This window comes from Methylocella sp. CPCC 101449 (genome assembly GCF_031921685.1).
In the GTDB taxonomy this organism is placed as follows: domain Bacteria; phylum Pseudomonadota; class Alphaproteobacteria; order Rhizobiales; family Beijerinckiaceae; genus Terripilifer.
In genome coordinates this window covers 1,826,429-1,850,296 of the sequence record NZ_JAPDHU010000001.1, presented here as the reverse complement: position 1 = coordinate 1,850,296, position 23,868 = coordinate 1,826,429, and the positions used below count along the sequence as shown (strand labels likewise).

At 62.3% G+C, this 23,868-nt stretch carries 23 protein-coding genes and 2 tRNA genes; 10 read left to right on the top strand and 15 right to left on the bottom strand.

What is annotated here, in order from left to right; all coding sequences use genetic code 11:
* Nucleotides 1–63: 63 nt before the first annotated feature.
* Nucleotides 64–696, bottom strand: coding sequence for a DsbA family protein (locus OIM99_RS08570; RefSeq protein WP_311849911.1), 633 nt, complete (start codon nucleotides 694–696; stop codon nucleotides 64–66).
* Nucleotides 697–804: 108 nt separating this feature from the next.
* On the opposite strand from OIM99_RS08570, the gene OIM99_RS08565 reads away from it, so the two are divergent.
* The 3 genes from OIM99_RS08565 (at nucleotide 805) to OIM99_RS08555 (ending at nucleotide 4,693) form a co-directional block, all read left to right on the top strand.
* Nucleotides 805–1,710, top strand: coding sequence for a LysR substrate-binding domain-containing protein (locus tag OIM99_RS08565; protein WP_311849910.1), 906 nt, complete (start codon nucleotides 805–807; stop codon nucleotides 1,708–1,710).
* Nucleotides 1,711–1,923: 213 nt separating this feature from the next.
* Nucleotides 1,924–3,159: a hypothetical protein gene (locus tag OIM99_RS08560; protein WP_311849909.1), complete on the top strand. Its 1,236-nt coding sequence runs from the start codon at nucleotides 1,924–1,926 to the stop codon at nucleotides 3,157–3,159.
* Nucleotides 3,160–3,430: 271 nt separating this feature from the next.
* Nucleotides 3,431–4,693 (top strand): MgtC/SapB family protein, encoded by a 1,263-nt coding sequence (locus tag OIM99_RS08555; RefSeq protein WP_311849908.1) that lies wholly within the window; start codon nucleotides 3,431–3,433, stop codon nucleotides 4,691–4,693.
* A 3-nt stretch (nucleotides 4,694–4,696) separates the two neighbouring features.
* Here the strand turns inward: OIM99_RS08555 and OIM99_RS08550 are convergent, their stop codons facing one another.
* A complete protein-coding gene (locus OIM99_RS08550; protein ID WP_311850377.1) occupies nucleotides 4,697–5,134 on the bottom strand; it encodes a carboxymuconolactone decarboxylase family protein in 438 nt (145 codons plus the stop codon).
* Between the two features lie 49 nt (nucleotides 5,135–5,183).
* Nucleotides 5,184–5,909 (bottom strand): SDR family oxidoreductase, encoded by a 726-nt coding sequence (locus OIM99_RS08545; RefSeq protein WP_311849907.1) that lies wholly within the window; start codon nucleotides 5,907–5,909, stop codon nucleotides 5,184–5,186.
* Between the two features lie 111 nt (nucleotides 5,910–6,020).
* On the opposite strand from OIM99_RS08545, the gene OIM99_RS08540 reads away from it, so the two are divergent.
* Nucleotides 6,021–6,914 (top strand): LysR family transcriptional regulator, encoded by an 894-nt coding sequence (locus OIM99_RS08540; protein WP_311849906.1) that lies wholly within the window; start codon nucleotides 6,021–6,023, stop codon nucleotides 6,912–6,914.
* A 104-nt stretch (nucleotides 6,915–7,018) separates the two neighbouring features.
* On the opposite strand, the gene OIM99_RS08535 is transcribed toward OIM99_RS08540, so the two are convergent.
* From OIM99_RS08535 to OIM99_RS08520, 4 genes are all read right to left on the bottom strand, one after another.
* Complete coding sequence (locus OIM99_RS08535; protein WP_311849905.1) at nucleotides 7,019–7,654, bottom strand: class I SAM-dependent methyltransferase; 636 nt, start codon at nucleotides 7,652–7,654, stop codon at nucleotides 7,019–7,021.
* Nucleotides 7,655–7,679: 25 nt separating this feature from the next.
* Nucleotides 7,680–8,621 carry an alpha/beta hydrolase gene (locus tag OIM99_RS08530; protein ID WP_311849904.1) on the bottom strand — a complete coding sequence of 314 codons (942 nt, stop codon included), beginning with the start codon at nucleotides 8,619–8,621 and terminating at the stop codon, nucleotides 7,680–7,682.
* Nucleotides 8,622–8,675: 54 nt separating this feature from the next.
* Nucleotides 8,676–10,259 (bottom strand): Na+/H+ antiporter, encoded by a 1,584-nt coding sequence (locus tag OIM99_RS08525; RefSeq protein ID WP_311849903.1) that lies wholly within the window; start codon nucleotides 10,257–10,259, stop codon nucleotides 8,676–8,678.
* A 72-nt stretch (nucleotides 10,260–10,331) separates the two neighbouring features.
* Nucleotides 10,332–11,009, bottom strand: a complete 678-nt coding sequence (locus tag OIM99_RS08520) for a TetR family transcriptional regulator (RefSeq protein ID WP_311849902.1) — start codon at nucleotides 11,007–11,009, stop codon at nucleotides 10,332–10,334.
* A gap of 83 nt (nucleotides 11,010–11,092) precedes the next feature.
* Between OIM99_RS08520 and OIM99_RS08515 the strand changes: the two genes are divergently transcribed.
* Nucleotides 11,093–12,256, top strand: coding sequence for an NAD(P)/FAD-dependent oxidoreductase (locus OIM99_RS08515; protein WP_311850376.1), 1,164 nt, complete (start codon nucleotides 11,093–11,095; stop codon nucleotides 12,254–12,256).
* Nucleotides 12,246–13,775 carry an FAD-dependent monooxygenase gene (locus OIM99_RS08510; protein ID WP_311849901.1) on the top strand — a complete coding sequence of 510 codons (1,530 nt, stop codon included), beginning with the start codon at nucleotides 12,246–12,248 and terminating at the stop codon, nucleotides 13,773–13,775. Before OIM99_RS08515 ends, OIM99_RS08510 begins: the two co-directional genes overlap by 11 nt.
* Before the next feature lie 206 nt (nucleotides 13,776–13,981).
* Here the strand turns inward: OIM99_RS08510 and OIM99_RS08505 are convergent, their stop codons facing one another.
* From OIM99_RS08505 to OIM99_RS08490, 4 genes are all read right to left on the bottom strand, one after another.
* Entirely contained in the window at nucleotides 13,982–14,479 is a 498-nt protein-coding gene (locus OIM99_RS08505; RefSeq protein ID WP_311850375.1) for a GNAT family N-acetyltransferase, read from the bottom strand.
* Nucleotides 14,480–14,490: 11 nt separating this feature from the next.
* Complete coding sequence (locus OIM99_RS08500; RefSeq protein ID WP_311849900.1) at nucleotides 14,491–15,783, bottom strand: MFS transporter; 1,293 nt, start codon at nucleotides 15,781–15,783, stop codon at nucleotides 14,491–14,493.
* Between the two features lie 80 nt (nucleotides 15,784–15,863).
* Nucleotides 15,864–16,106: a GIY-YIG nuclease family protein gene (locus OIM99_RS08495; protein ID WP_311849899.1), complete on the bottom strand. Its 243-nt coding sequence runs from the start codon at nucleotides 16,104–16,106 to the stop codon at nucleotides 15,864–15,866.
* Nucleotides 16,107–16,198: 92 nt separating this feature from the next.
* Nucleotides 16,199–16,288 (bottom strand) — tRNA-Ser (locus tag OIM99_RS08490).
* Between the two features lie 227 nt (nucleotides 16,289–16,515).
* Here OIM99_RS08490 and OIM99_RS08485 point away from each other — a divergent pair.
* Nucleotides 16,516–16,600 (top strand) — tRNA-Leu (locus OIM99_RS08485).
* 118 nt (nucleotides 16,601–16,718) lie between these two features.
* On the opposite strand, the gene ilvD is transcribed toward OIM99_RS08485, so the two are convergent.
* Nucleotides 16,719–18,572: a dihydroxy-acid dehydratase gene (gene ilvD / locus OIM99_RS08480; protein WP_311849898.1), complete on the bottom strand. Its 1,854-nt coding sequence runs from the start codon at nucleotides 18,570–18,572 to the stop codon at nucleotides 16,719–16,721.
* Between the two features lie 134 nt (nucleotides 18,573–18,706).
* On the opposite strand from ilvD, the gene OIM99_RS08475 reads away from it, so the two are divergent.
* From OIM99_RS08475 to OIM99_RS08465, 3 genes are all read left to right on the top strand, one after another.
* The gene (locus OIM99_RS08475) at nucleotides 18,707–19,621 is read left to right on the top strand and encodes a LysR family transcriptional regulator (protein ID WP_311849897.1); all 915 of its coding nucleotides are present in this window, start codon (nucleotides 18,707–18,709) and stop codon (nucleotides 19,619–19,621) included.
* A gap of 302 nt (nucleotides 19,622–19,923) precedes the next feature.
* Complete coding sequence (locus OIM99_RS08470; RefSeq protein ID WP_311849896.1) at nucleotides 19,924–20,154, top strand: hypothetical protein; 231 nt, start codon at nucleotides 19,924–19,926, stop codon at nucleotides 20,152–20,154.
* 151 nt (nucleotides 20,155–20,305) lie between these two features.
* Complete coding sequence (locus OIM99_RS08465; protein ID WP_311849895.1) at nucleotides 20,306–21,268, top strand: tripartite tricarboxylate transporter substrate binding protein; 963 nt, start codon at nucleotides 20,306–20,308, stop codon at nucleotides 21,266–21,268.
* Nucleotides 21,269–21,274: 6 nt separating this feature from the next.
* Here the strand turns inward: OIM99_RS08465 and OIM99_RS08460 are convergent, their stop codons facing one another.
* From OIM99_RS08460 to OIM99_RS08450, 3 genes are all read right to left on the bottom strand, one after another.
* Nucleotides 21,275–21,871, bottom strand: a complete 597-nt coding sequence (locus tag OIM99_RS08460) for a hypothetical protein (protein ID WP_311849894.1) — start codon at nucleotides 21,869–21,871, stop codon at nucleotides 21,275–21,277.
* Nucleotides 21,872–21,952: 81 nt separating this feature from the next.
* Nucleotides 21,953–22,150: a hypothetical protein gene (locus OIM99_RS08455; RefSeq protein WP_311849893.1), complete on the bottom strand. Its 198-nt coding sequence runs from the start codon at nucleotides 22,148–22,150 to the stop codon at nucleotides 21,953–21,955.
* 299 nt (nucleotides 22,151–22,449) lie between these two features.
* Entirely contained in the window at nucleotides 22,450–23,739 is a 1,290-nt protein-coding gene (locus tag OIM99_RS08450; RefSeq protein ID WP_311849892.1) for an NCS2 family permease, read from the bottom strand.
* Nucleotides 23,740–23,868: the final 129 nt, after the last annotated feature.

The window sequence follows — 23,868 nt, the reverse complement described above, 5'->3', positions numbered from 1 at the left end:
CATCGTTATCGGCGCTTCATCCGTGAAGCGGCGGCTCGGTCCAATTGCGGGACAGGTTGCGCGTCAGGCGGCGCGCACTTGCGCGGCCAATTGATCGAAATCGCCGAACAGCACCTGGCTCGGCAACAGGCGTTCGCCCTTGGCGTCTTCCACCACCAGAGCGGGCACGCCGTTGACGCCGAAGCGGCTCATCGCGGCGCGCGCGGCGGCGATTCTGCTGCGATAGGCAGCCAGCAGATCTTCGTCCGGCTGACGCAACCGCGCGGCGGCTTGCGCAAATCCGGCTTCATCGAGAATAGCAGCGACGACCGTCAGATCGGCTGTGTCGCGACCCTCAACATAGCGGCCGCGCTGCAACGCCTTCAGCGCTTGCAATTCGCCTGCGCTGGCACTGAGCCCCACGGCGACAATGCCCAAGGTGGCCGGCGCGGAATCGAACAGACCATCGGCCCGATCGAGGATATTAAAGCGATAGGCCTGCGTGAACGGCTGGCCGGTGAGACGGGCGATGCGCTGATCGTTCTGCCAGGCATAGGCGGCGAATTGAGCATCCATCGGCCGGGCGCCTTCGCCGGCGAACAGACCGGTCGGCGCCAGCGCGACGGACAGGCCGTCCAAACGCGCCAGACATTCCAGCATCGGGCTCGCGCCATAGCACCAGCCGCAGAGCGGATCGAAGAGATAGGTGGCTTGCATGTCGATCTTCCGTGGTGAGCGATGGGCGGAAGATAGACCCCGTTATTTTGTTGATAAATATCGCATAATAATACAAAATGTATGCTATTAACTTACAATAGAGGGCGCATGGAAGCCGTCAATTTCAACCGGCTCGCCTATTTCGCGGGGGTGGTGGACACGGGCTCCTTCACCCGCGCCGCCGAGCGGCTTGGCATCACCAAAACCGTGGTCAGCCAGCAGGTCGCCAAACTGGAAAGCGAGCTGAAGACGACGCTCCTGCTGCGCACGACACGGCGGGTGGTGCCGACCGAAGCCGGCCGGCTGCTGCACGCGCGCTGCGTCATGATCCTGCGCGAGGCGGAGGATGCGGTTGGCGAATTGACGCAAGCCAATGCGGAGCCGTCGGGCACGCTGCGCATCACCGCACCGAGCGACTATGGCACCTCGATGATCGCGCCGCTCGCCGCCGCTTTCTCGCAGCGCTTTCCCGCCTGCGGCGTCGAGCTCGTGTTGTCCGATGCGCGGATCGACCTGGTCGACCATCAAATCGATGTTTCCATCCGCGTCGGCTGGTTGCAGGATTCGACGCTGCAAGCGCGGCGGATCGGCACGTTCCGTCAGCTTTTGGTGGCGGCACCGGCCGTCGCGCGAACCTTGCAGGCCAAAGCCCCGGAAGACCTCGCGAACGATCGCTTCATCGCCAATCTCGCTTTGAAGGAACCGCTCACTTGGCGCTTCACGCAAGGCGACTTCGAACGGCGCACGGTGCGCCTGCGCCAGGCCCTCGCCATGAACGCGACACCCGCCGTACTGGCCGCGACGCTCGCGGGCGGCGGCCTGTCCGTCCTGCCCGACTTCGAAGCCGAACCACATATCGCGTCCGGTCGGCTCATCCACGTGCTGCCGACATGGAACCTGCCTTCAGGCGGCATCCACACCGTCTATCCGGCCGCCCGTTTCCGCCCACCGAAAGTCACCCGCTTCGTGGCGATGCTGATGGAAGCGCAAAAGCAGACGTCGTCGAAACGGTGAAAGCGGGAATTATGAGCTGCTGTCCTGATGATCGGTTAGCAACATCCGTCATTTCCTCGCTTACCCACATCAGTAAGCTCCTCTGCTGAGGCAGATTAAAATGCTTAGGCAGCTTCAATTCAGGAACAACAAAGATTGAGCCAAACGGCACGACAGCTTGGCACAAGTACGAAAGCAGATTGTGCGGCGTTTACTTTCGACGGTGAGGAATGAATGGTATCCACCAAGGTATCACTGGACCTCGATTGGTGGCCTGTCGGACAAGGCCTATTTGCTTCAGGCACATTAATACCGTGTAAAGCAACGCCCATTAGCTGGATATACGATTGCGGTACAACTTCGAAGGACGGTATTCTCAACTCCGCCATCGATAGCTATGCCTACCGACAAAAACTATACCGAAGCAAAGACATACAACTCGCCGCACTATCGCATTTCGATAAAGACCACATCAGTGGTTTTATCCGCCTTATAGGTCGTTTCCATATCCGCAAATTACTTCTGCCATACATTCCGCTTTGGCAGCGAATTATTATCGCGATCGAGCAAGGCATCAGCGCAGAGGACTCAATCTTTGATTTCTTCCTTGATCCTGTGACCTTCCTGACAAGAATTGAAGGCGGTGCTATTGGCGAGGTCATCTTCGTCGTCGGCACAGGGCCAGGCGATGTGCCAACCAGTCCCTTTGAGGATCCAGATGTCGGACGCAGGGGGCTAGATGATGGCGGCCTTTTCTCTGAGGACGGAACGGCGCCGCCTGAGTCGGACGAAGATCCAGCCACGAACAGGAACCCAGCTACTAGAGTCACCTTCTTACGCAAAGGAGGTCGATTGATCGTACCGTATCTCTGGGAATTCGTTCCATGCAACGATGTCAACCTAGCACCGAAAGCAACACCCGCCTTCTTAAGCGCAGTAATCCCCCTAATTGATACATTGCGCAACATTCCTGACCAGCGGACAACCGCGCTAGAAAAAATTAAAAAATTATACGCGAATCACTTCGGTACGTCGTCCGCTGCGAAGAATCTAATTTCGTTGTTTTTGTATTCAGGCCCACTAGGTCAGAAAACAACCATCAATTGCTATCATACTTCCCGAGAAATTGGTCGTTTTCGTAGAATCAAACGTTTTGCCCAAATGCATACAGGCGACGGCACCCTTGATAATGGACCGCGTTATGATGCATTCAGTCACTTCTACGGCCCGGCCAATCGATTGGCTCAGTCAGGCATCTTCCAAGTTATGCACCATGGCTCGATTAACAATTGGCATTCCGGCATTGCTGCGAAGGTGAGGCCGACAGTCAGTCTTTTCTCCTCGGACCCATACCATAAGAAATATGGTCACCCACACGCAGAAGTCCTTCGCGATTTTTGGCCTTACAATCCTATACGCGTTGACAAGTCAAACGGCTTTCATTTTCACGCAGAACTCGCGTTTCGCTGAGGCCTTTCTTCGACAATGCTGGCGCCGACGGCTGCATAATATGCGGCCCAGGTGCCAGGGGATGCTAATAAATCTTCTCTGAATTGGCTCAGATCAGTCAGCACGCAACATACAAGTCGCTGACACGACATCGATTGCAACTTCTTTCCCGATCATCAAGTCCTACAATGCAGACGCCGTAGCTCCCCACTGGATTGACTGATGGGACAGAGTCCGCAAGCTAGCATAAACTATTTCGATGGCACCTCCTCTCGGAATACACCTAGCTCAAATGGACTCCACCGAAATTCTCTCCCGCCTCGCCGTCTCTCTCGCCATCGGGCTTCTGATCGGCCTGGAGCGGGGCTGGCGCACGCGCGACGAGCAGGATCATCAGCGCGCCGCCGGGCTGCGCACCTTCGCTTTGTCGGGATTGCTGGGCGGCGTCACCGGCGTCCTGTCGCAACAGGTCGGTCCTGCCCTCGTCGGCTTTGTCTTCGTCGCCTATGCGCTCGCCTTCACCGCCTTCCATTGGCTGGAAGCCAAGGCCGAACACAATATGAGCGTGACGGCCGTCGTGGCCGGCATGATCACCTTTCTGCTCGGCACTATGGCGGTCACCGGCGAAGAGCGCATCGCCATCGCGGCCGCCGTCGCCATGGCCATTCTGCTGGCGCTGCGCGAACAACTGCATCGCTGGGTCGCTTCGCTGACATGGCCGGAAATCCGCTCGGTTCTCGTACTGGCAACGATGTCGTTTCTGTTGCTGCCGCTCTTGCCCAACCGGCCGGTCGATCCGTGGAATGCCATCAACCCTTACGAACTCTGGCTGCTCGCCATTCTGATCGCGGCGATTTCATTCGCCGGCTATATCGCCGTGAAAGTCGTCGGCGACCGGCTCGGCATCGTCATGACGGCTGTGGCGGGCGGCCTCGCCTCATCGACCGCGACGACGCTCACCTTCGCGCAAATGAATCGCGACCATCCGGAAGCTTCCCGCCTGCTCGGCGCCGGCATTCTCATCGCCGGCGTGATCATGGTGGCGCGGGTGGCCATCGTCGCGGTGGCCATCAACAACACGCTGCTGAAGGGCCTGGCGCCACCGCTCATCGCCGGCGGCGTCATTCTCTGCCTCGGCGCCGCCATCCTGCTGGCCCGGCGCGACGAGAGCGCGCAGAAACCGAATCTTGAGATCGCCAATCCCCTGGCGCTCGGCACGACCCTCAAACTCGTCCTCTTCATCGCCGTCGTCATGCTGGCGGCCGAAGTGCTGCGCGACTATTTCGGCGGCATCGGCGTCATTCTTCTCGCCTTCCTCTCCGGCATCGCCGATGTCGACGCGATCACTTTGTCGATGGCCAAACTGGGCGGCAAGGACATCGCGCTCACCACGGCGAGCCTGGCGATCCTCGTCGCCGTGGCAACCAACACGCTCTCGAAAGCCGCGCTGACCGCCTGGACCGGCGGCGCCCGCATCGGCCTGCTGGTCGGCTGGATCAGCGCGGCCGCAGTCGCCGCCGGCGTGGCCGCGGTGCTGTGGTGGCCGCAGGCTTAGAGTCTACCGCGACTCGCCAACGGTGGCACGGCGGGCAGCAAAAAGCTCGGCGAGCACATGCGAGGCCGCGATCGCCCGAGGGAAACCGGCCGGCACCGTCACCATGTAAATGGTCTCCTTCAGCTCGGCTTCGGAGACGCCTATATTGAGGGCATAGCCCGCGTGAATCCTCATGAAGGCGGTCTCGCCCATGGCGGCGAACACCGCGACGGCGGCGAGTTGGCGCGTGCGATTGTCGAGGCCGGGACGCGACCACACATCACCAAGCGCATAGGCTTGTGTAGCTTCCGCCAGAAACGGAAACTCCTGCCGCATGCGCTCCAGCGTCGGTTGTGGAACATCGTTATTCAGGCTTCTGACGACGGCATCGCCGCGCCGCAGGCGCTCGTCGGTGGTCTGCGACTGCGCCGCCAGGGGAAGCCCAACGAGCAAAAGCGTCATGGCAAACGGTAGTCGCGACATCAGAGAACGAAAGCCCATCGCCATCTCCTTATGTATTGGCCGTCGGACGCACGACGATTTCGTTGATATCGACATCGTCAGGCTGCTCGATAGCGAAACGCACCGCGCGACCGATCGCATCGGGCTGCAAGGCGATGGCGCGATAAGTCTTCATCGCCTCAACCGCCACCGGGTCGGTGATCGTGTGCGCCAACTCGCTTTCGACGACGCCCGGATGAATGCAGGTGACGCGGATATCGCTATGTTCCTGCCGCAGCCCGTCGGAAATGGCGCGCACCGCATATTTGGTCGCGCAATAGACGGCGGCGGTCGGCACCACGGCCAAAGCACCGATCGATGCGATGTTGACGATGTGGCCCGATCGCCGCGCCGTCATCTGTGGCAGCACGGCGGCGATCCCATACAGCACGCCTTTGATGTTGACGTCGATCATCCGGTCCCATTCGTCCACTTTCAGCGAGGCCATCAGCGAGAGCGGCATGATGCCGGCATTGTTGACGAGCACATCGACACGGCCCCAGGCTTTTTGGGCCGCAGCAGCGAAGGCCGCGACATCGGCCCGGTCGGTCACATCGAGCCGGCGGGTGATCACCTCGCCGCCTTGCGCGCGGATGTCTTCCGCCAGGGCCTCCAACCGGTCGGTCCGGCGGGCGCCCAGCATGAGCTTGGCCCCCGTACCGGCCAGTTCCCGGGCAATGCCGGCGCCAATCCCGCTGGAGGCGCCGGTGATGAGAACAACTTTGTCTGATGACACGGCCTGATCCTTTCTTCCTGTCCGGTTTCACCGATTGCCAGGAAGCTAAGTCCGCGCCATTGTCTCGATAAGCCGCCTATTCCTTAGCACAATGGAAAGCAAAACTAACCAATGCGACCCGATTTCAACGCGCTCGCGGTTTTCGCTCTGGTGGCCGAGGAGCGAAACTTCCGCGCCGCCGCCGATCGGCTGGGCGTTACCCGCTCGGCCGTCAGCCAGATGATCCGGCGCGTCGAGGAAAATCTCGGAGTCGCCCTCATCCGCCGCACCACACGCAGCGTCAGCCTCACCGAGGCCGGCGAACAACTTTATGCCGAAGTCGCGCCGGCCATCGCCGACATGCGGGCCGCGCTCGATGCGGCCGAGGCACAGCGCGGCAGCCCGCAGGGACAATTGCGGCTCGCCGTTTCATCGATCGCCGAGCGCTTTCTCTCAGGATCGTTCCTGGCCGGCTTCGTCGAGGCCAACCCGCAGATCCAACTCGACATCACCGTGACCGACGCGGAATTCGATATCGTCACCGAAGGCTATGACGCTGGCGTGCGCCTCGGCGAGGTGATCGAGCAGGACATGATCGCGGTGTCGATCGCCGGTCGCGAACGACAACTGGCAGTCTGTGCGCCGGCCTATCGCGAGCGTCACGGCATTCCGTCTCATCCGGCCGACCTCGCCGCGCATCGCTGCATCGGCTGGCGCCCGGCGCCGAAGGCCGCGCCCTATCGCTGGGAGTTCAGCGACAACGGCAAGGATTTCCGTGTCGCGGTCCACCCGGAGATGACGACCAACGACATGGCCTTGATGATCAAACTGGCGGTGGCCGGCGCCGGCATCACCTTCGGCATGGAAGAGAGTTTTCGTCCCTTCATCGCGCGCGGCGAATTGCTGCCGATCTTGGAAGACTATTGCCCGTACTTTGCCGGCTTCTACCTGTACTACCCGAACCGGCGCAACATCGCGCCAAAGCTGCGCGCGCTCATCGAACATGTGAGCCGGCAGCGACGATAACACAGAGTGCCATATGCTGAATTCACCGATGGCAGGTACGCTCCCGTGGGCAGCAACATGGCGTGGATTCCAGCGCTGTTGCATCGGTGAGTAGCGACTAAATCTCACCCCCGTTTGCGCGCTACGATGAAAGGCCGGTTGTCATTGCCCTTCGTCGCATGATTTTCGCTGGCGAGAATGTCGAAGCCGGCAGCGCCGATCTGTTGGCGCAGTTCCGCCGCCCGAAAGACGCCCGCATAGGGCGCAAAGCCCAAGGCACGCATCGCCGGGATCGCCAATCGGATGAGCGGGTTCATGTCGCCGACACAGGGCGTCTTGGAGACGAACACACCATCGGTCGCCAAGAGCGCATGGATGCATCGCAGGGTGCCCGGCAGATCGCGCACCAGATGCAGATAGTTGAAACCAAGCACGGCGTTGAACGGCGCGTCAGGCATCAGCTCTTCCGCCGTCGCCGTGCGAAAGGCGAGACCTCGCACCGGGCCGGCTGCCCGCTTCTCCTCGGCGATGGCGATCGTGCCGGCGGACACATCGGTCGCCAGATAGTCCTGCACATCGCCTGCAAGCTTCAGCGCCGTCGTTCCCGTGCCGCAGCCCAATTCCAAAACCTTGTCGCCTGACCGCAACAGAGCGCGGGTCTGTTCCAGCGTGCGCTGATAGCCGGCCTGATCGGCGATCGCGCCCCTGGCATACTTTCGTGATATCCGGTCCCAGAAGCGGGCGTCGCTCGCAAGGCTCATGGCGGTTTGCTCCTTGCCGACAGGCCTAGCGCAGATCTGCGGCCCTTGCACGAACAGCGGCGTTCGGCGGCGCCCTTTTCGCCGTCCGGTCGATCGCCAGGATGACATCGCGATAGAATTGAGGTGGCAGATCGTGACCCATGCCTTCGATGAACAGGAAATCCGCGTTCGGGATCGCAGCCGCGGTGTCGCGACCACAAGCGGGAGAAATAAGAGGGTCGTCGGCTCCATGAATGACACAGGTCGGCACGGTGATGGTCGCCAAACGCGGGCGACGGTCGCCGGCGACCGCCATCGCGGCGATCTGGCGCCCAACGCCAGCGGGATCATAGGCGCGCCGGGCCTCGTCCAGAATCACGCGACGATGGCTGTCTTCATCGAATGGATAGCCAGTACCGGCGATACGACGGGCAAAGGCGAGGCTCTGTTTCAGGAAGCCGGTCTCGTCGGTGAAGGGATCGGGCGATGGGCGCATCATCATCGCCATGACATCAGGGGCGGCCTGCGGCAGCGCTGGATTGCCCGTGCTGGACATGATCGACGTGAGCGACAAAACGCGTGAGGAATATTCGCTCGCCATGATCTGCGCGATCATCCCACCCATCGAGCGACCAACCACATGCGCCCGGTCGATGGCTAAAGCATCGAGCAGACCGATTGCATCAGCGGCCATGTCCTGAAGGGCGTAAGGAACGTCCGGTCGCTGCCCCGCCATCAGCGCCGCGGCCAACGCGCCGAAATCAGGCGCGGCGCAGGCATTGAAATGCGTCGAGCCTCCAGCATCGCGATTGTCGAACCGGATCACACGATAGCCGCATGCCGCAAGCGTCTCGCAAAAGGGAATCGTCCAGCGAACCATCTGGGTTCCCAATCCGGCGATCAGAAGGATGGCGGGGGCGGCGTCATGGCCGAAACTTTCATGCGACAGTTCTATGCCGTTGGCATTGACGAGGGTCATGATCGGCATTTTATTACCCGGATAAAATATATTTGCCAAGGGGCCTAAACCGGCCTGCCCGGATTAGTCGCCGCGCTGGAAAACGATCATCATCTCTTCGATGTCGAGATCGCGCTCCAGGTCATGCAGCACCTCGTCTTCGATCAATCCGGAGCGATGAACCCGAATGAGTTCTTCCCGCCCGGCGACGAGGGCCTGGAGGTGCACATCCAGATGCGTTCGCAGATCATCCATCGCCGTGCTGGTGTCCTGGACATAGCGCTCCATGAACCGCAGCCGCTGGCGGTGCTGGTCGAGGAACTGCGGATGGATGAGCGTGCCATCCGATCCATAGGCCAGCACTTCCGCGATGGCGGTTCTGGCCCGCATCATCGCCGCCTCCGCCTGCGCCATGTTCATCGGCGCCGGCGGCTCCTGATCGACGGGCCTCACCGCGCGAATGAGCCAGCCGAGGCTCGAGCCTTGCAGGATGACCGTGACGAAGATCACCGCGAAGGCGCACACCAACATCAGATCGCGGCCGGGCATATCGACAGGTAAGGTCAAAGCGATGGCCAGCGTGACGACGCCGCGCATCCCGGCCCAACTCAACACCGTGGCTTGCCGCCACCCCAAGGGACGCGCGCGCTGAATACCCGTTTGATAAACGATCGCGAGAACCGCATCGCAAGCGAAAACCCAGACGAAGCGCGCCACGGTGACAGCCACCACGACGCCCAGCACCGCCAGCATCGTCGATGTCGTGAAGCCTTCGATACCACCCACTCTTTCGACGACACCGCGCAAGGAGAAGCCGATCAGAATAAAGACCAAGGCTTCGAGCACGAAGCCGATCATCTGCATGACGGATCGGCTCTGCAGCCGCACATCCGCCGGCAGAACCGTGTGCTGATACCAACCCTGCATCAGGCCGGCGACGACGGTGGCGATGACACCGGAAACATGTACGGCCTCACCGGCGAGATAAGCCACCCAGCACAGCAGCGCCGACGCGCAGATGATCAACATCCGGTCGTGCAGATGTTTGGCGACGAAGACCCAGGCCGCGCCGGCCAGCAGACCGACGATGGCGCCGCCCAGCGCCAGAACGATGAAGCCCTGCACCGCCTCGCCGGCATGGAAAGCGCCACTCAGCGTGGCGGCGACGGCAAAGCGAAACAGGATGAGGCCCGTCGCATCGTTCAACAGGCTCTCGCCTTCCAGCAAGGTGGTGAGCCGGCGCGGCAGACGAATGCCTTTCAAGACCGCGCGCGCCGACACCGCATCGGGCGGCGAGACGATGGCGCCGAGCGCGAAACAGGCGGCCCAGGGCAGGTCCGGCATCAGCCAATGCATCACAATGCCGACGGCCAAAGTGGTGAAGATCACCGCGCCCACCGCCAGCGACAGAATGCCCGGCAATTGCCGCCGGAAGCGCCCATGCGGCGTATAGAAAGCGCCATCGACCAGCAGTGGTGGCAGAAAGAGAACGAGTGCCAGTTCCGGATCGAGCGCGATCGACGGCAGCCCCGGCACAAACGCCAGCGCACCGCCACCGACGAGCAACACGCTGGCCGGCGGCATCTTCAGTTTCGATGCCAGCCAATGCAGCCCCAGCACGAGCGCCAGGAGCGTCAGCACAAGCTCGAAAGTGTCGACGGCGTGCATCAGTTCATACCCCTCCATGGCGATATTGAACGCGGACGATCTACATGCAAGCAGATCCAGACGCGACCTTGCCTATCGAACGCTCTCAATCCCGGCCAGGATCAGATCGATGCCGGCGAGAAATTGCTCGCGGTCATCGTGTTCGGGCAGCACCGCCGCCACCTGCCGCACGAAGGGATGTTCGATCGGATCGAGCTGCGCCCATTTGGCGGCGACCGCTCGTAGCGCCGTTGTTCGATCCATGTCGCGCGCGTGGAATTCGGCGCCCGCCGCATATTGTCCGGCAAGGCCAAGGATGAAACTCATCAGCGCGGTGGCGGCGTTGAACTGCGCTTGTTGCGGAACACCCAGCGCCTGAACCTGACCGCCGACGCCTTCCAGAATGCGCAGCACCGCATATTGGAAGGGATCACGCGAAAGCTGGCCGCCGACCCAGGGGTGAGCATCGATTGCATCGAATACACCCAACGCCAGGGCGCGGATCGCCTCCTGCGGCGTCGCACCACTTACCGCCTTGGCCGTGACCAGAGCTGTCACCCTTGCGATGACATGGTCGGTCGCCGCGGCCAGCAGAGCCTGCTTGTCGGCGACATGCCAATAAATCGCGCCGCTGCCGGTCGCCAGGCGCGCGGCCAACGCCCGAAAAGTGAGCGCGCCCTCGCCGTCCTGATCGAGAATTGCGATGGCGGCCTCGACAATCCGCTCCTTGGAGAGGGCGTCGGCGCGCCGTTCGGTCCGAATCTTGGTCATGAGACGCATCTTGACATCAATGGAACAATGTTCCAATAAGAGACTATGGAACAACGTTCCAATCTTGTTTCTTGAGGAACCCCATCATGACCCCCGTGACGATTATCGGAGCGGGCCTCGGCGGCCTGGTCCTGGCCCGCGTCCTCCATATCCACGGCATCGCCGCGACGATCTACGAAGCCGACCCTTCAGAAGAGGCGCGCACCCAAGGTGGCCAGCTCGATATTCACGCCCACGACGGCCAGGTGGCGCTGGCCGCCGCCGGCCTCACCGACGCCTTCCGCGCCATCATCCATCCCGGCGGCGAGGCCACCCGCATGCTCGACCGGCACGGCACGGTGCTGTTCGAACAAGCCGACGACGGCACGGGCGGGCGGCCCGAGGTGCTGCGCGGCGATCTCCGGCGCATTCTTCTTCGGTCCCTGCCTCCGGGAACGATCCGATGGGGCAAGAAGCTCAGCGAGGTCACAGCCCTGGGCGATGGCCGACACGCCCTGACCTTCGCCGATGGATCGACCGCGATCAGCCAGCTCCTTGTCGGCGCCGATGGCGCCTGGTCGAAAGTGAGACCTCTGCTCTCGCAGGCGAAACCCGAATACACAGGCACGTCTTTTGTCGAAACCTATCTGCACAATGTCGATGCGCGCCACCCGGCCACGGCCGCAGCAGCCGGCAGCGGCGCGCTCTTCGCGCTAGCCCCGGGACAGGGGATTTTCACCCATCGCGAGGCCGGCGACATTCTGCATGCCTATATCGCGTTGAACCGCCCTGCTGCCTGGTTCGCCGACCTTAATTTCAATGATGCGACCGCGACGGCGAAAATCGCCACCGAGTTCGACGGATGGGCGCCGGCACTCACCGCTTTGATCACCAAGGGCGAGACCACGCCGGTCTTGCGCATGCTTCATACCTTGCCGAGCGAACACCGCTGGCAGCGCGTGGCCGGCGTGACACTCATCGGCGATGCCGCGCATCTGGCGCCACCCGCCGGAGAAGGCGCCAATCTCGCCCTGCTCGACGGTGCCGAACTCGCGCAAGCGATCGTGGCTCACCCCGATGATATCGAGACTGCCCTTGCCACCTTCGAAGCGACGATGTTCCCGCGCAGCCAATCGGCCGCGGCTGATGCGCATCAAATGCTGGCCCTCTGCCTCGACGAGCGCGCGCCCTTCAGCCTCGTCGATTTCTTCACGAGCGCGCTTCAAGCGCACGACGAAATGAACGGGAAATCCTCCCATGATCTATGATGTCGTCATTGCCGGCGCCGGCCCTGTCGGCCTGTTCCTCGCCTGCGAGCTGCGCCTCGCCAACCTTTCGGTGTTGGTGTTGGAGCAGGCCGAAGATCCAAGCTCGCCGCTGAAGCGGCTGCCGTTCGGCATGCGCGGCCTCTCCGTGCCGACGCTCGAAGCCTTCCACCGGCGCGGTTTGCTGGACGCCGTCGTCGCAGCGCAGCGCGCCAGCGATCCATCCGGCGGCAAGACCGAAACTTCAGCCCATTGGATGCAGCAGCCGCGTCGTCCGGCCGGCCATTTCGCCGGCATTCAATTCTATTTCGACAAGGTCGACACGTCGCAGTGGCCTTATCGTCTGCCGAGTCCGGTCGGCACCACCATGCTGGTGGCGATGGAAACCTTGGAACAGACTCTTGCGGCACGCGCCAGCGCGATGGGTGTCGAGATCAAACGCGGGCTTGGCGTCGAAGACCTCGACACCTCGGACGATGATGTGACCGTCAGCGCTGGCGGCAAGACTTTTCGCGCACGCTGGCTTGTGGGCTGCGATGGTGGCCGCAGCACGGTGCGCAAGGCCGGCGGCTTTGCTTTCGTCGGCACCGCTCCCGAACTCACCGGCTATTCCGTTGATGTCGAGATGGCCGATCCGGACATAATCCGCCCCGGTCGCCATTACACGCCGACGGGCATGTACACTTACGCCCGGCCTGGAACGATCGCGATGGTCGATTTCGACGGCGGCGCCTTTCATCGCAGCCAGCCGGTCACGCGCGAACACGTGCAGGCGGTGTTGCGACACATCACCGGCACGGATGTCACGCTGACCGCGCTCAAACTGGCCACCACCTGGACCGATCGCGCCTATCAGGCGACGACTTACCGCAAGGGACGCGTGCTGCTGGCGGGCGATGCCGCGCACACCCATTCGCCCCTGGGCGGCCAAGGCCTGAACCTCGGGCTCGGCGACGCGATGAATCTCGGCTGGAAACTGGCGGCGACGATCCGTGGCGATGCACCAGCCGATCTCCTCGACAGCTATGACCGCGAACGTCATCCGGTGGGCGCGCAAATCCTCGACTGGTCGCGCGCGCAGATCGCGCTCATGCGGCCAACCCAAAGCACGCGCGCGCTCGAAACGATCATCCGCGATCTCATCGATACGCGCGATGGCGCAACCTATTTCGCCGAACGCGTCTGGGGCGTTTCGCTACGTTACGATCTGGGCAGCGGCCATCCGCTGGTCGGGCGCAGCGTTCCCGATTTCGAACTGATCGACGGCACGAAGATCGGCACACTCTTGAGAACGGGCAAAGGTCTATTGCTGGACTTCGACAACCATTCACCGCTGCAAGCGCTGGCCGACGGTTGGCACGATCGGATCACTTATGTTGCGCGCGACGCCAAGGATCGACTGGGCCTGAGCGCCGTTCTCATGCGCCCTGATGGCATGGTCGCCTGGGCCAGCGAAGGGACGCCCGATCGCGACGAAGTGGCTCAAACGCTGTCGCGATGGCTTGGTCGCGGGTCCGCTTAGCAGGAAAAGCCTCGGTGTCATTCCCGACGCGCAAAGCGCGAGCGGGAATCCAGGGGCAAACACTGCAATCTTTCAGCGGGACGTTTCAGATAGCACAATCACCGCGACAAGAGGCTCTACCACTCGCCCCTGGATCCCCGATCAGCCGCTATGCGGCTGTCGGGGATGACACCAAGATGTTCTACCGCCTTCCCAAGCAGCGGCGCTCAAAGCCTGAAGTATCGATAAACGAGATCGACCGGATCGAGTCTCGGCGCTTCGTCATCCAACGTCGCGCCAAGTCGCTCCGCCAAGCGGCGCGAGCGTTCATTCTGCGGATCGACGTAACTGACCAAAGTGCTCAGCCGTCTGTCCTCTCGCGCCCAATCGCGCAAGGCGCTGGCGGCCTCGAAGGCATAGCCTTTTCCCTCAGCCCCCGAATACAGCAGCCAGCCAAGTTCCCATTCCGGAAACAGCGGCCCAGCATTGATGCCGACTTGCCCGACACATAAGCCGCTCTCGCGCTCTTCAATCATCAGCGCGCCGCAGCCGTGGAAATCCCACAGCGCATGATCGGAGCAGAACATGCCCCAAGCCATTTTGAGCGCGAATGGCCCGCCCATATAGCGCGCCCGCTCCGACGCCAGGAAATCGCGATAGGCAGGCCAATCCTGCGCGCGCAGCGGGCGCAGGATCAGCCGGCTTGTCGTCAGCGTCGGGATCATGGCGGTACGGCTCACACCTCGCCGCGGCGCGACGCCAAGAGGCACAGCAGCGAAATGATCGTGCAGACCAGCAGATAATAGCCGACGGCGGCGATGCCATAATGGCTTTGCAGCCAGACCGCCGCATAGGGCGCGAGCGACGCGCCCAAAATGCCGGCGATGTTGAAGGTCATCGACGAGCCGGTGTAGCGCACCTGCGCCGGGAACGGCGCGGCAAGTACCGCGCCGATGATGCCGTAGTTAAGGCCGAACAGAAACATCGCCACGGTGACGAAGATATAGATGGCCTCGACATCGCCCGACAGCATCGGGCCGAAGGCAAACGAAAAAGCCGCAATCGCCAGCATGCCGAGAAGCAACAGCAGACGCCGGCCGATGAGATCGCCGAGCTTGCCGGCGAGGACCGTCGAAATGCCGAAGATCACCGAGGCATAGGCCTGCACGCCAATGGCATCGACCAAGGTCATGTTGAGAACCTTGGTGTTGTAGGCCAACAGATAAGCGGTCGCGAGATAGAACAGCACGAAGGTGACCAGCGCCAGGAAGGAGCCGAGGAACAGGCTGCGCTTGTGACTGCGCAGCAGCTCCCAGATCGGCACGGCCACCCGCTCGGCACGATCGATCGCCGCCTGAAATTCCGGCGTCTCGCTGATCGACAGGCGCACCCACAGGCCAACGACGATCAACACCACCGAGATGATGAAGGGAATGCGCCAGCCCCAGGCCAGCAAATCCTCCCGCGACATGAAATGTAGGAGGATCCAGAACGTGCCCGACGCCAGGAACAGGCCCAGTGGCGCGCCGAACTGCGGGAACATGCCATACCAGCTGCGCTTGCCTTCCGGCGCGTTCTCGGTGGCGAGCAGCACCGCGCCACCCCATTCGCCGCCCAGGCCAAAACCCTGGCCGAAACGGCAGAGCGCCAGCAGCAAGGGCGCCAGCACGCCGACCGAGGCGTGGGTCGGCAGCAGGCCGATCAGCACCGTCGAAATGCCCATGGTCAGCAGCGCGGCCACCAAGGTCGTCTTACGGCCGACGCGATCGCCGAAATGGCCGAACACCAGAGCGCCGAACGGACGGGCGAAGAAAGCAATCGAGAAGGTCACGAACGAGGCGAGCAAAGCCGTCGTGTCATCGGTGCCGGGGAAGAACAAGGTCGGGAAGACCACGACTGCGGCGGTCGCATAAATATAGAAATCGTAGAATTCGATGGTCGTGCCGATCAGGCTCGCCGTCAGCACCCGGGCGGGGGAGTTCAACGGCTTGGCGGGGGCAGCGAGCGGCGACGAGGTGGTTTGGGTCATGGGCTTCACTATGGGTCTAGGATACTTCGATTTGGAACAGAGAACCTTGCCCTCCCGGCAGGATGAAAACTTGCGGTAATTTACCAAAGGCGTTTAGCGGCAAATGCATGACCAGAGCCCGATTTAAGGTAGCGCTCAAATGACTCAGCCTGAGTGCGATCGGAAAAAGTGAGATAGGTCACAAGCCGCCAGGGCCGATATTTCGATGTATGCGCTGATTTCCCGGCATTGTGCTCTTGAAAGCGCCGCTTCAGATCCGTGGTCAATCCCACATAACGCTGCTGATCGGCGGACAGGCTTTCAATAAGATAGACATAAAACAAGCACCTGCCCTCCGTCGCTAAAGCTCTGGAGGGCATCCTGCTTCGCTAAAATGGGTCTGCCAATCCTGCGAAGCTCGAAGAGCGAAGCAGGGTGGCGGAGAGGGAGGGATTCGAACCCCCGATACCGTTGCCGGTATGCCGCATTTCGAGTGCGGTGCATTCGACCACTCTGCCACCTCTCCGGGTGCGGACAAGGTGTCCGGTGGTGGCGGCGACCTAACATGAACCGGACGCCGCCGACAAGCACCACGGGACGAAATTGCGCCGTTTCCCCGCCCCTGCCCCCAGGGCGGGGCTGCGCCGGCTGGAAGCCCCTGAAAATAACCCGGCAAACCGCGATTTTGCCGGTTGACCCGGAGTCGTCCCTGGCTATGATCCGCGCCGCCGCAAGGGGTTACACCTAAGCGCGGCCCCTGTGGCGGAACTGGTAGACGCGCTCGACTCAAAATCGAGTTCCGCAAGGAGTGCTGGTTCGATCCCGGCCAGGGGCACCATTTTCTTCTTTCCCAAGCCGTTTCCGGCCGCCCCGTGAGGGTGGCTGCCTTTGTTGCGCACCCGCCAACAAAAAAGCCCCGCGCAGGCGCGGGGCTCTGAGACTCAAGCCAAATAGGCCTACTTCCGCTCCACCTGGCTGACATCGCGCACCGCGCCGCGCGCCGCGTTGGTGGTCAGCGCCGCATAGGCGCGCAGCGCCGGCGAGACGTTGCGCTTGCGCCCCACGGGCTTCCAGGCGTCGGCGCCCTTGGCGGCCATGGCCTTGCGGCGCGCCGCCAGCGTCGCGTCGTCGACTTCGAGCTTCATGACGCGGTTGGGGATGTCGATGAGGATCGAATCGCCCTGCTCGACCAAACCGATCAGGCCGCCCTCGGCCGCTTCCGGCGAGACATGGCCGATGGACAGGCCCGAGGTGCCGCCGGAGAAGCGTCCATCGGTGATCAGAGCGCAGGCTTTGCCGAGGCCCTTCGATTTCAGATAGCTGGTCGGATAGAGCATTTCCTGCATGCCCGGCCCGCCCTTTGGCCCTTCGTAGCGGATGACCACCACGTCACCGGCCTTCACCTTGCCGGTGAGAATGGCGCTCACCGACGCTTCCTGGCTCTCGAAGACGACGGCGGGACCACGGAAGGTGAGGATCGATTCATCGACGCCGGCCGTCTTCACGATCGAGCCTTCCGGCGCCAGATTGCCGAACAGCACAGCAAGGCCGCCGTCCTTGGAGAACGGATGCTCGGCCGAGCGGATGACGCCCTTCTCGCGGTCGGTGTCGAGCTCTTTCCAGCGCGCCGATTGGCTGAAGGCGGTCTGCGTCGGCACGCCGCCCGGACCCGCCTTATAGAAATTGCGCACGTCTTCGCTCTTGGTGCGGCCGATGTCCCAGCGTGCCAAGGCATCGCCGACGGTCGACGCATGCACGGTCGGCAGGCTCGCATCGATCAGGCCGGCCTTCTCGAGTTCGCCGAGGATCGACATGATGCCGCCGGCGCGATGCACGTCTTCCATATGTACGTCGCTCTTCGCCGGCGCGACCTTGCACAGGCACGGCACGCGCCGCGACAGCCGATCGATATCGGCCATGGTGAAATCGACGCCACCTTCCTGCGCGGCCGCCAGCAAATGCAGCACCGTATTGGTCGAACCGCCCATGGCGATGTCGAGGCTCATGGCGTTTTCGAAGGCGGCGAAAGAAGCGATATTGCGCGGCAGCGCGGTGGCATCGTCCTGCTCGTACCAGCGGCGCGCCAGATCGACGATGACATGCCCGGCCTCGCGGAACAGCCGCTCGCGATCGGCATGGGTAGCGAGCGTCGAGCCATTGCCCGGCAGCGACAGACCAAGTGCCTCGGTGAGGCAGTTCATCGAATTGGCGGTGAACATGCCCGAGCACGAACCGCAGGTCGGACAGGCCGAACGCTCGATCGTCTTCACTTCCTCGTCGGTGTAGGAATCGTCGGCCGCGACGACCATGGCGTCGATCAGATCGAGCGCGCGCGTCTGCCCCTTCACCACCACCTTGCCGGCTTCCATCGGACCGCCGGAAACGAAGACCACCGGGATGTTGAGGCGCATGGCGGCCATCAACATGCCAGGCGTGATCTTGTCGCAATTGGAAATGCAGACCATCGCATCGGCGCAATGGGCATTGACCATATATTCGACGCTGTCGGCGATCAGCTCGCGGCTCGGCAGCGAATAGAGCATGCCGTCGTGGCCCATGGCGATGCCGTCATCGACGGCGATCGTATTGAACTCCTTGGCGACGCCGCCGGCCGCTTCCACCTCACGCGCCACGAGCTGGCCGAGGTCCTTCAGATGGACGTGGCCGGGCACGAACTGGGTGAAAGAATTGGCGATGGCGATGATCGGCTTACCGAAATCCTCGTCCTTCATGCCCGTGGCACGCCACAGGCCGCGGGCGCCCGCCATGTTGCGGCCGTGGGTGGTGGTTCTGGAACGATATGCCGGCATTGGATCCAAGCCCTCGGTGTCGCGCCCCTGGATGGGCGGCGGGTTTAGTTTGGAACTTCTCTACGCTGCTTCCGCTCCAAGGTGAAATATATTATTTCATGGCTATAAGGTCGCTAGAGATATTATTATCCGCCATGGACATTCGCCAGCTCCGCCAATTCGCCACCCTGGCCGAGACCCTGCATTTCGGCCGCGCCGCCGCGCGGCTCGGCATGACCCAGCCGCCGCTCAGCCAGTCGATCCAGGCGCTGGAACGGGAACTGGGCACCGCCCTGTTCTCGCGCACCAAGCGCAGCGTCGCCCTCACCCCGTTCGGCGAGCAATGGCTGGTCCATGTGCGCGGCGCGCTCGATCGGGTCGCGGCTCTGCCCGACATCGCCAAACGGCTGCGCGACGGTGAAACCGGCCGGCTCGAACTCTCCTTCGTCTCGACCGCCGACTACAGCATCCTGCCCGATCTCGTGCGCCGCTATGCCCAGCTCTATCCCGATGTCGAGATCGCGCTGACAGAAGCCACCAGCGACGTGCAGATAGCTGCTCTGCTGGAAGGACGCGGCCACGCCGGGCTCATCATACCGCCGGCGGAAGGTGCGCTACCGCACCAGCTCGGTTATCACCGCCTCGTCCTTGAACCTCTCGTAGCGGCAGTGCCCGAGATCTGGATTGCAGAGAAGCGCATCAAGCTCACCCACAATCGCTTGGCGCCGGACGCAGTGGTGAACGCGCCGCTCGTCATCTTTCCACGCCAATCGGCGCCCTCGTTCTACGATCTCGTCACCGGCTATTTCACCGCCCATGGACGGCCCGCGACCATCGTGCAAAAGGCCATTCAGATGCAGACGATCATCAGCCTCGTCTCCGCCGGCATGGGCATCGCACTTGTGCCTGCCTCGCTGCGGCATCTGGCGCGCACGGGTGTGCGCTATATCGACCTGCAAGTCGAACCGCCGACGCTCGAAACCGGCATCGCCTGGCGTCGCGATGACATGACGCCGACTTTGCGCCGCTTCCTGGCGACAGTGAGCGACGAGGATCGATCGAGCAATTGATCTCCGTCATTGCGAGGAGCAACGCGACGAAGCAATCTAGGGGCGAGTGGCAGGGCCTTAAGAAATGCCTGTGGCGCAGATAAATGTATCTGCGCTTAGCCCTAGATTGCTTCGCTGCGCTCGCAATGACGGTGAGCACCACAACATCGACGACCTTTCATCGCCACGCGAACGACCTGTGCGCCGTTGCACATCGATCATGCCGCGTTCGTGAGACCTTCTGAGCGTGGTCGATGCCCGCCTTCATCTCCACACGGACTGTCAGAGCTGAATGTTCAACGCCCCCTGTTAGGAGATATGTCATGAAGAAACTCATTCTCGCTGCTTCGCTCGCCACCTTCGCCACCCTCGGCCTTGCCGCCACCAGCGCTTCGGCCAAGGGCTTCCATAAGCATTTCCACGGTGGCTGGGGCCATGGCCATCACCACCACTTCCATGGTGGCTGGGGTTATGGCGGTGGTTACGGCTTCGCCTATATGCCGCGCTGCCGTTGGGTTCCCGGCTACGCCGGCTGGGTTCGCGTCTGCCGCTAACCGCCGTGCCTGAACGAGAGAGCCGGTTCGTCTGAACCGGCTCTTTTCATTGTGTCGAATCTTCGCAACCTGTCGAGGCTTCTTGCCGCGCGCAACGCCCCTCCTTAAGCTGGCCTCACGTCGAACAATCAGATGGGCCATGGAGGAAACGATGCGCCTTTGGATTTTCTTGAGCGCTTGTCTCTTCGTTGGCGCAGGCCCAGCCACAGCGCAAACGAATCCGGAAACGACGCAGCCCATCAAAATCCTTGTCGGCGCACCTCCCGGCGGCACCACCGACACCATGGCGCGTGCCATCGCCGCTGAGATGGCGCCGGCGCTTGGTCAAACGGTGATCGTTGAAAATCGCCCCGGCGCGGGTGGCAATATCGCCGCCGATGCGGTCGCCAAGGCGCCGCCCGATGGCAACACTTTGCTGATGAGTTTCACCAGCCATACGATCAACGCCACGCTCTATGCGAAACTCCCCTTCGATCCGGTCAATGATTTCACGCCGATCAGCATGATCGCCACGGTGCCCAACATTCTCGTCGGCAATCCGCAAGTGCCGGCCAAGACGCTGCCCGAACTCATCGCGCTCGCCAAGCAAAAGCCGGGCAAACTCACCGTCGCGATCGGTGGCACCGGTTCGTCGCTGCATATGGCGGGCGAACAATTCAAGACGATGGCATCGATCGATCTCTTGAACGTGCCTTACAAAGGCACGGCGCCCGCCATCGCCGACGTGGTGGCCGGCCATGTCGATCTCATGTTCATCAGTCCCGTCGTCGGCCTGTCGCAGATCCGCGCCGGCAACCTGCGCGCCTATGCGGTTTCGACCGTCGGCCGTCAGCCTTTCCTGCCCGACGTACCCGCCATCAGCGAAGTGATTCCCGGCTTCGAATCCGCCGCCTGGTTTGGCCTGTTCGCGCCCGCCAACCTGCCCGCGCCGATCGCGAGCAAGCTGAATGGCGTCGTCGTCGCTGCCCTCAATGGCCCGAAGATGCGCGCCCAGATGGCGACCGAAGGCGCGGCGCCGGCCGGCACCAGCCTCGCCGACTTCGCCGCGTTCGTGCGCCGTGACGTGGAACGCTGGGCGCCGATCGTCAAGCAATCGGGCGCCACCGTCGAGTAGCGCTAATTATTGCGTCGGCTTGACGCCATCCTTCGACACCTGCACGCGCACGGCGGTGGTCTTGCCACCCTCGTTGCGTGCAAAGACATAGATCACTTCGCCCGGCTTGATATCAGCACGTGATCCAGGCGCGGCTTGTGACATCGGCGTGCCCGGCGGCACCAGCACTTTCACCGTGCCGGTCTTGTAATTGAGTGTCAGTTCATTGCCGCCGGTCGCCGCGACGGAGGCTTCCAGCACCGCATTGGTCATGGTCGATTGCGGCGCCAGATCGTAAGGCGTCAGGCCCGGCGGCGCGGCCGGCGGAATTGGCCTGACGTCAATGGCGACGATCTTGTCGTCACGCACCACAGTCGTCACACCCAGTGTCATGCCGGGTTTGACATCGGCCATGGTGAAAGGACGCGTGACCGCCACGTTCACGGCCTCTGGCAGATCGACGCTGACCTCGCTGCCGGCATTGGTTTTGATCGCGATGACCTTGCCGTCGAATCCGGAGACCGTGCCACGGATATTGCTGGCCTGTTGCGCCAGCGCCGGCCCGGCAGCCGCCCCCAGCGTCACCAGACCGATCATGATGTGAAACGAAACCCTCGACCGCATGCGCGCCTCCCTCTGGCATTTTGTTGGTGCCATGGTCGAGCAGCGCCAGCGGCGATGCAATGCAACTTCATGTGAAGGCGTCTAACGGCTGAGCCAGGAGGAAACGAGCGGCCAGTACGAGACAAGACCGGCGCCGACGACGAGACAGGCCAGAGCCGACAGCGCCAGCTTGAGCGAGGGGCGACGCGGCGGTTGCGGCTTTTCAGGCGGCTTCAAACCGCCGACGCGCGGCGCCGGCAACTGACGCTTATAGGCAGGATCAAGCTTGATCTGGCTCACGGGACATTCTCTTCGCTCTCGAATGTTCCGTGTCCCCACGCGGAACTGATGCGTCGAAATTGCCGCGTTAGTCTTGATGGATGCTTGCCAGGATCAGCGCAATTGCAGCGATCGCCTCGCTTTGCGCCTGAACGAGGTCAGCATTGTCACACAGGCTTTGCAAGATATGAATCGCACCGGTGAAACTCGCCGCGATCTTGCCGGGATGATCTTGCCAAAATGACCTTGCAATGTCGCCGCAATCAGGAACGGCGCGAAGAATAGCGCAGGCCGCGATTCAACGGCCTGCGCCCGATCGATCAGCCAACGATCAGCTTCACCAGGAAGGCGATGGCGATCAGCGGCACGGCGAGATTCAGATCCGACCAGCGGCCAGCCAGGATCTTGATCGCCGTATAGACGATGAAGCCGATGCCCAGGCCGTCTGCGATCGAGAAGGTGAGCGGCATGGTAATTGCCGTCACCATGGCCGGAACGAATTCCGTGGAATCCTCCCAGTCCAGATCCTTCAGGCTGCGCGCCATCAGACAAGCGACATAGAGCAGCGCGGGCGCCGTGGCGAAGGCCGGCACCGAGCCCGCCAGCGGCGCGAAGAACACGGCCAGCAGGAAGCAGATGGCCACAACCACAGCGGTGAGGCCGGTGCGCCCGCCCGCGTCGACGCCAGCGGCGCTCTCGATATAGCTCGTCGTCGTCGATGTGCCGAGCGCCGCGCCGACGGCGGCCGACGTCGAATCGACCATCAAAGCCTTGCCGATACGCGGCAGCTTGCCGTCCTTGTCGAGAAAGCCGCCGCGATGCGCCACGCCGATCAACGTGCCGGTGTTGTCGAACATGTCGACGAACAGGAACACGAAGACGATGGTCCACAGGCCCACCTCGAACGCGCCCTTGATGTCCATCTTCAGGAACACCGGGGCGATTGACGGCGGCATCGATGCGATGCCCTTGAACTCGCTCAAGCCAAGCGCGATGGCGATCACCGTCACCACGAGGATCGAAATGATGATCGCACCGGTGATCTTGCGCGCTGACAAAGCGGCGATCAAAACGAAACCGAGCGTCGCCAGCAAAACCGGCATCGACTTGACATGACCGAGCGTGACCAGGGTCGCCGGGCTCGCAACGATGATTTTGGCGTTCTCAAGCGCGATGATGCCGAGGAACAGGCCAATGCCGGCGGCGATGCCGAGCTTCAAAGACAGCGGGATGGCGTTGACGATCCACTCGCGCAGTTTCACCGCCGAGATCAGGAAGAAGATCAGGCCCGAGATGAAAACCGCGCCCAGCGCCGTTTCCCAGGAATAGCCCAATGTCTTGACGACGACGAAGGTGAAATAGGCGTTGAGTCCCATGCCCGGCGCCAGTGCGATCGGATAGTTGGCGAACAGGCCCATGAAGGCGCTGCCGAAGGCGGCCGCGAGACAGGTCGCCACGAAGACGGCGCCGAAATCCATGCCGGTCTGGCTGAGGATCGAAGGATTGACGAAGATGATATAGGCCATCGTCAGGAAGGTCGTGATCCCGGCGATGACCTCGGTGCGCACGTTCGTGCCGTTCGCCTCGAGCTTGAAATAGTCGTTCAGCATTGACGCCCCCGCGTTCTTGTCTGCCAAAGGTACTGTCCAACAGGCTCTCCGGCACAGCAAGGCTTTATTAACGATTTCCGCCGCTTCGCACAGGTCAGGCGGCCCGTAACGGTCGGCGGCGTTTGCCTT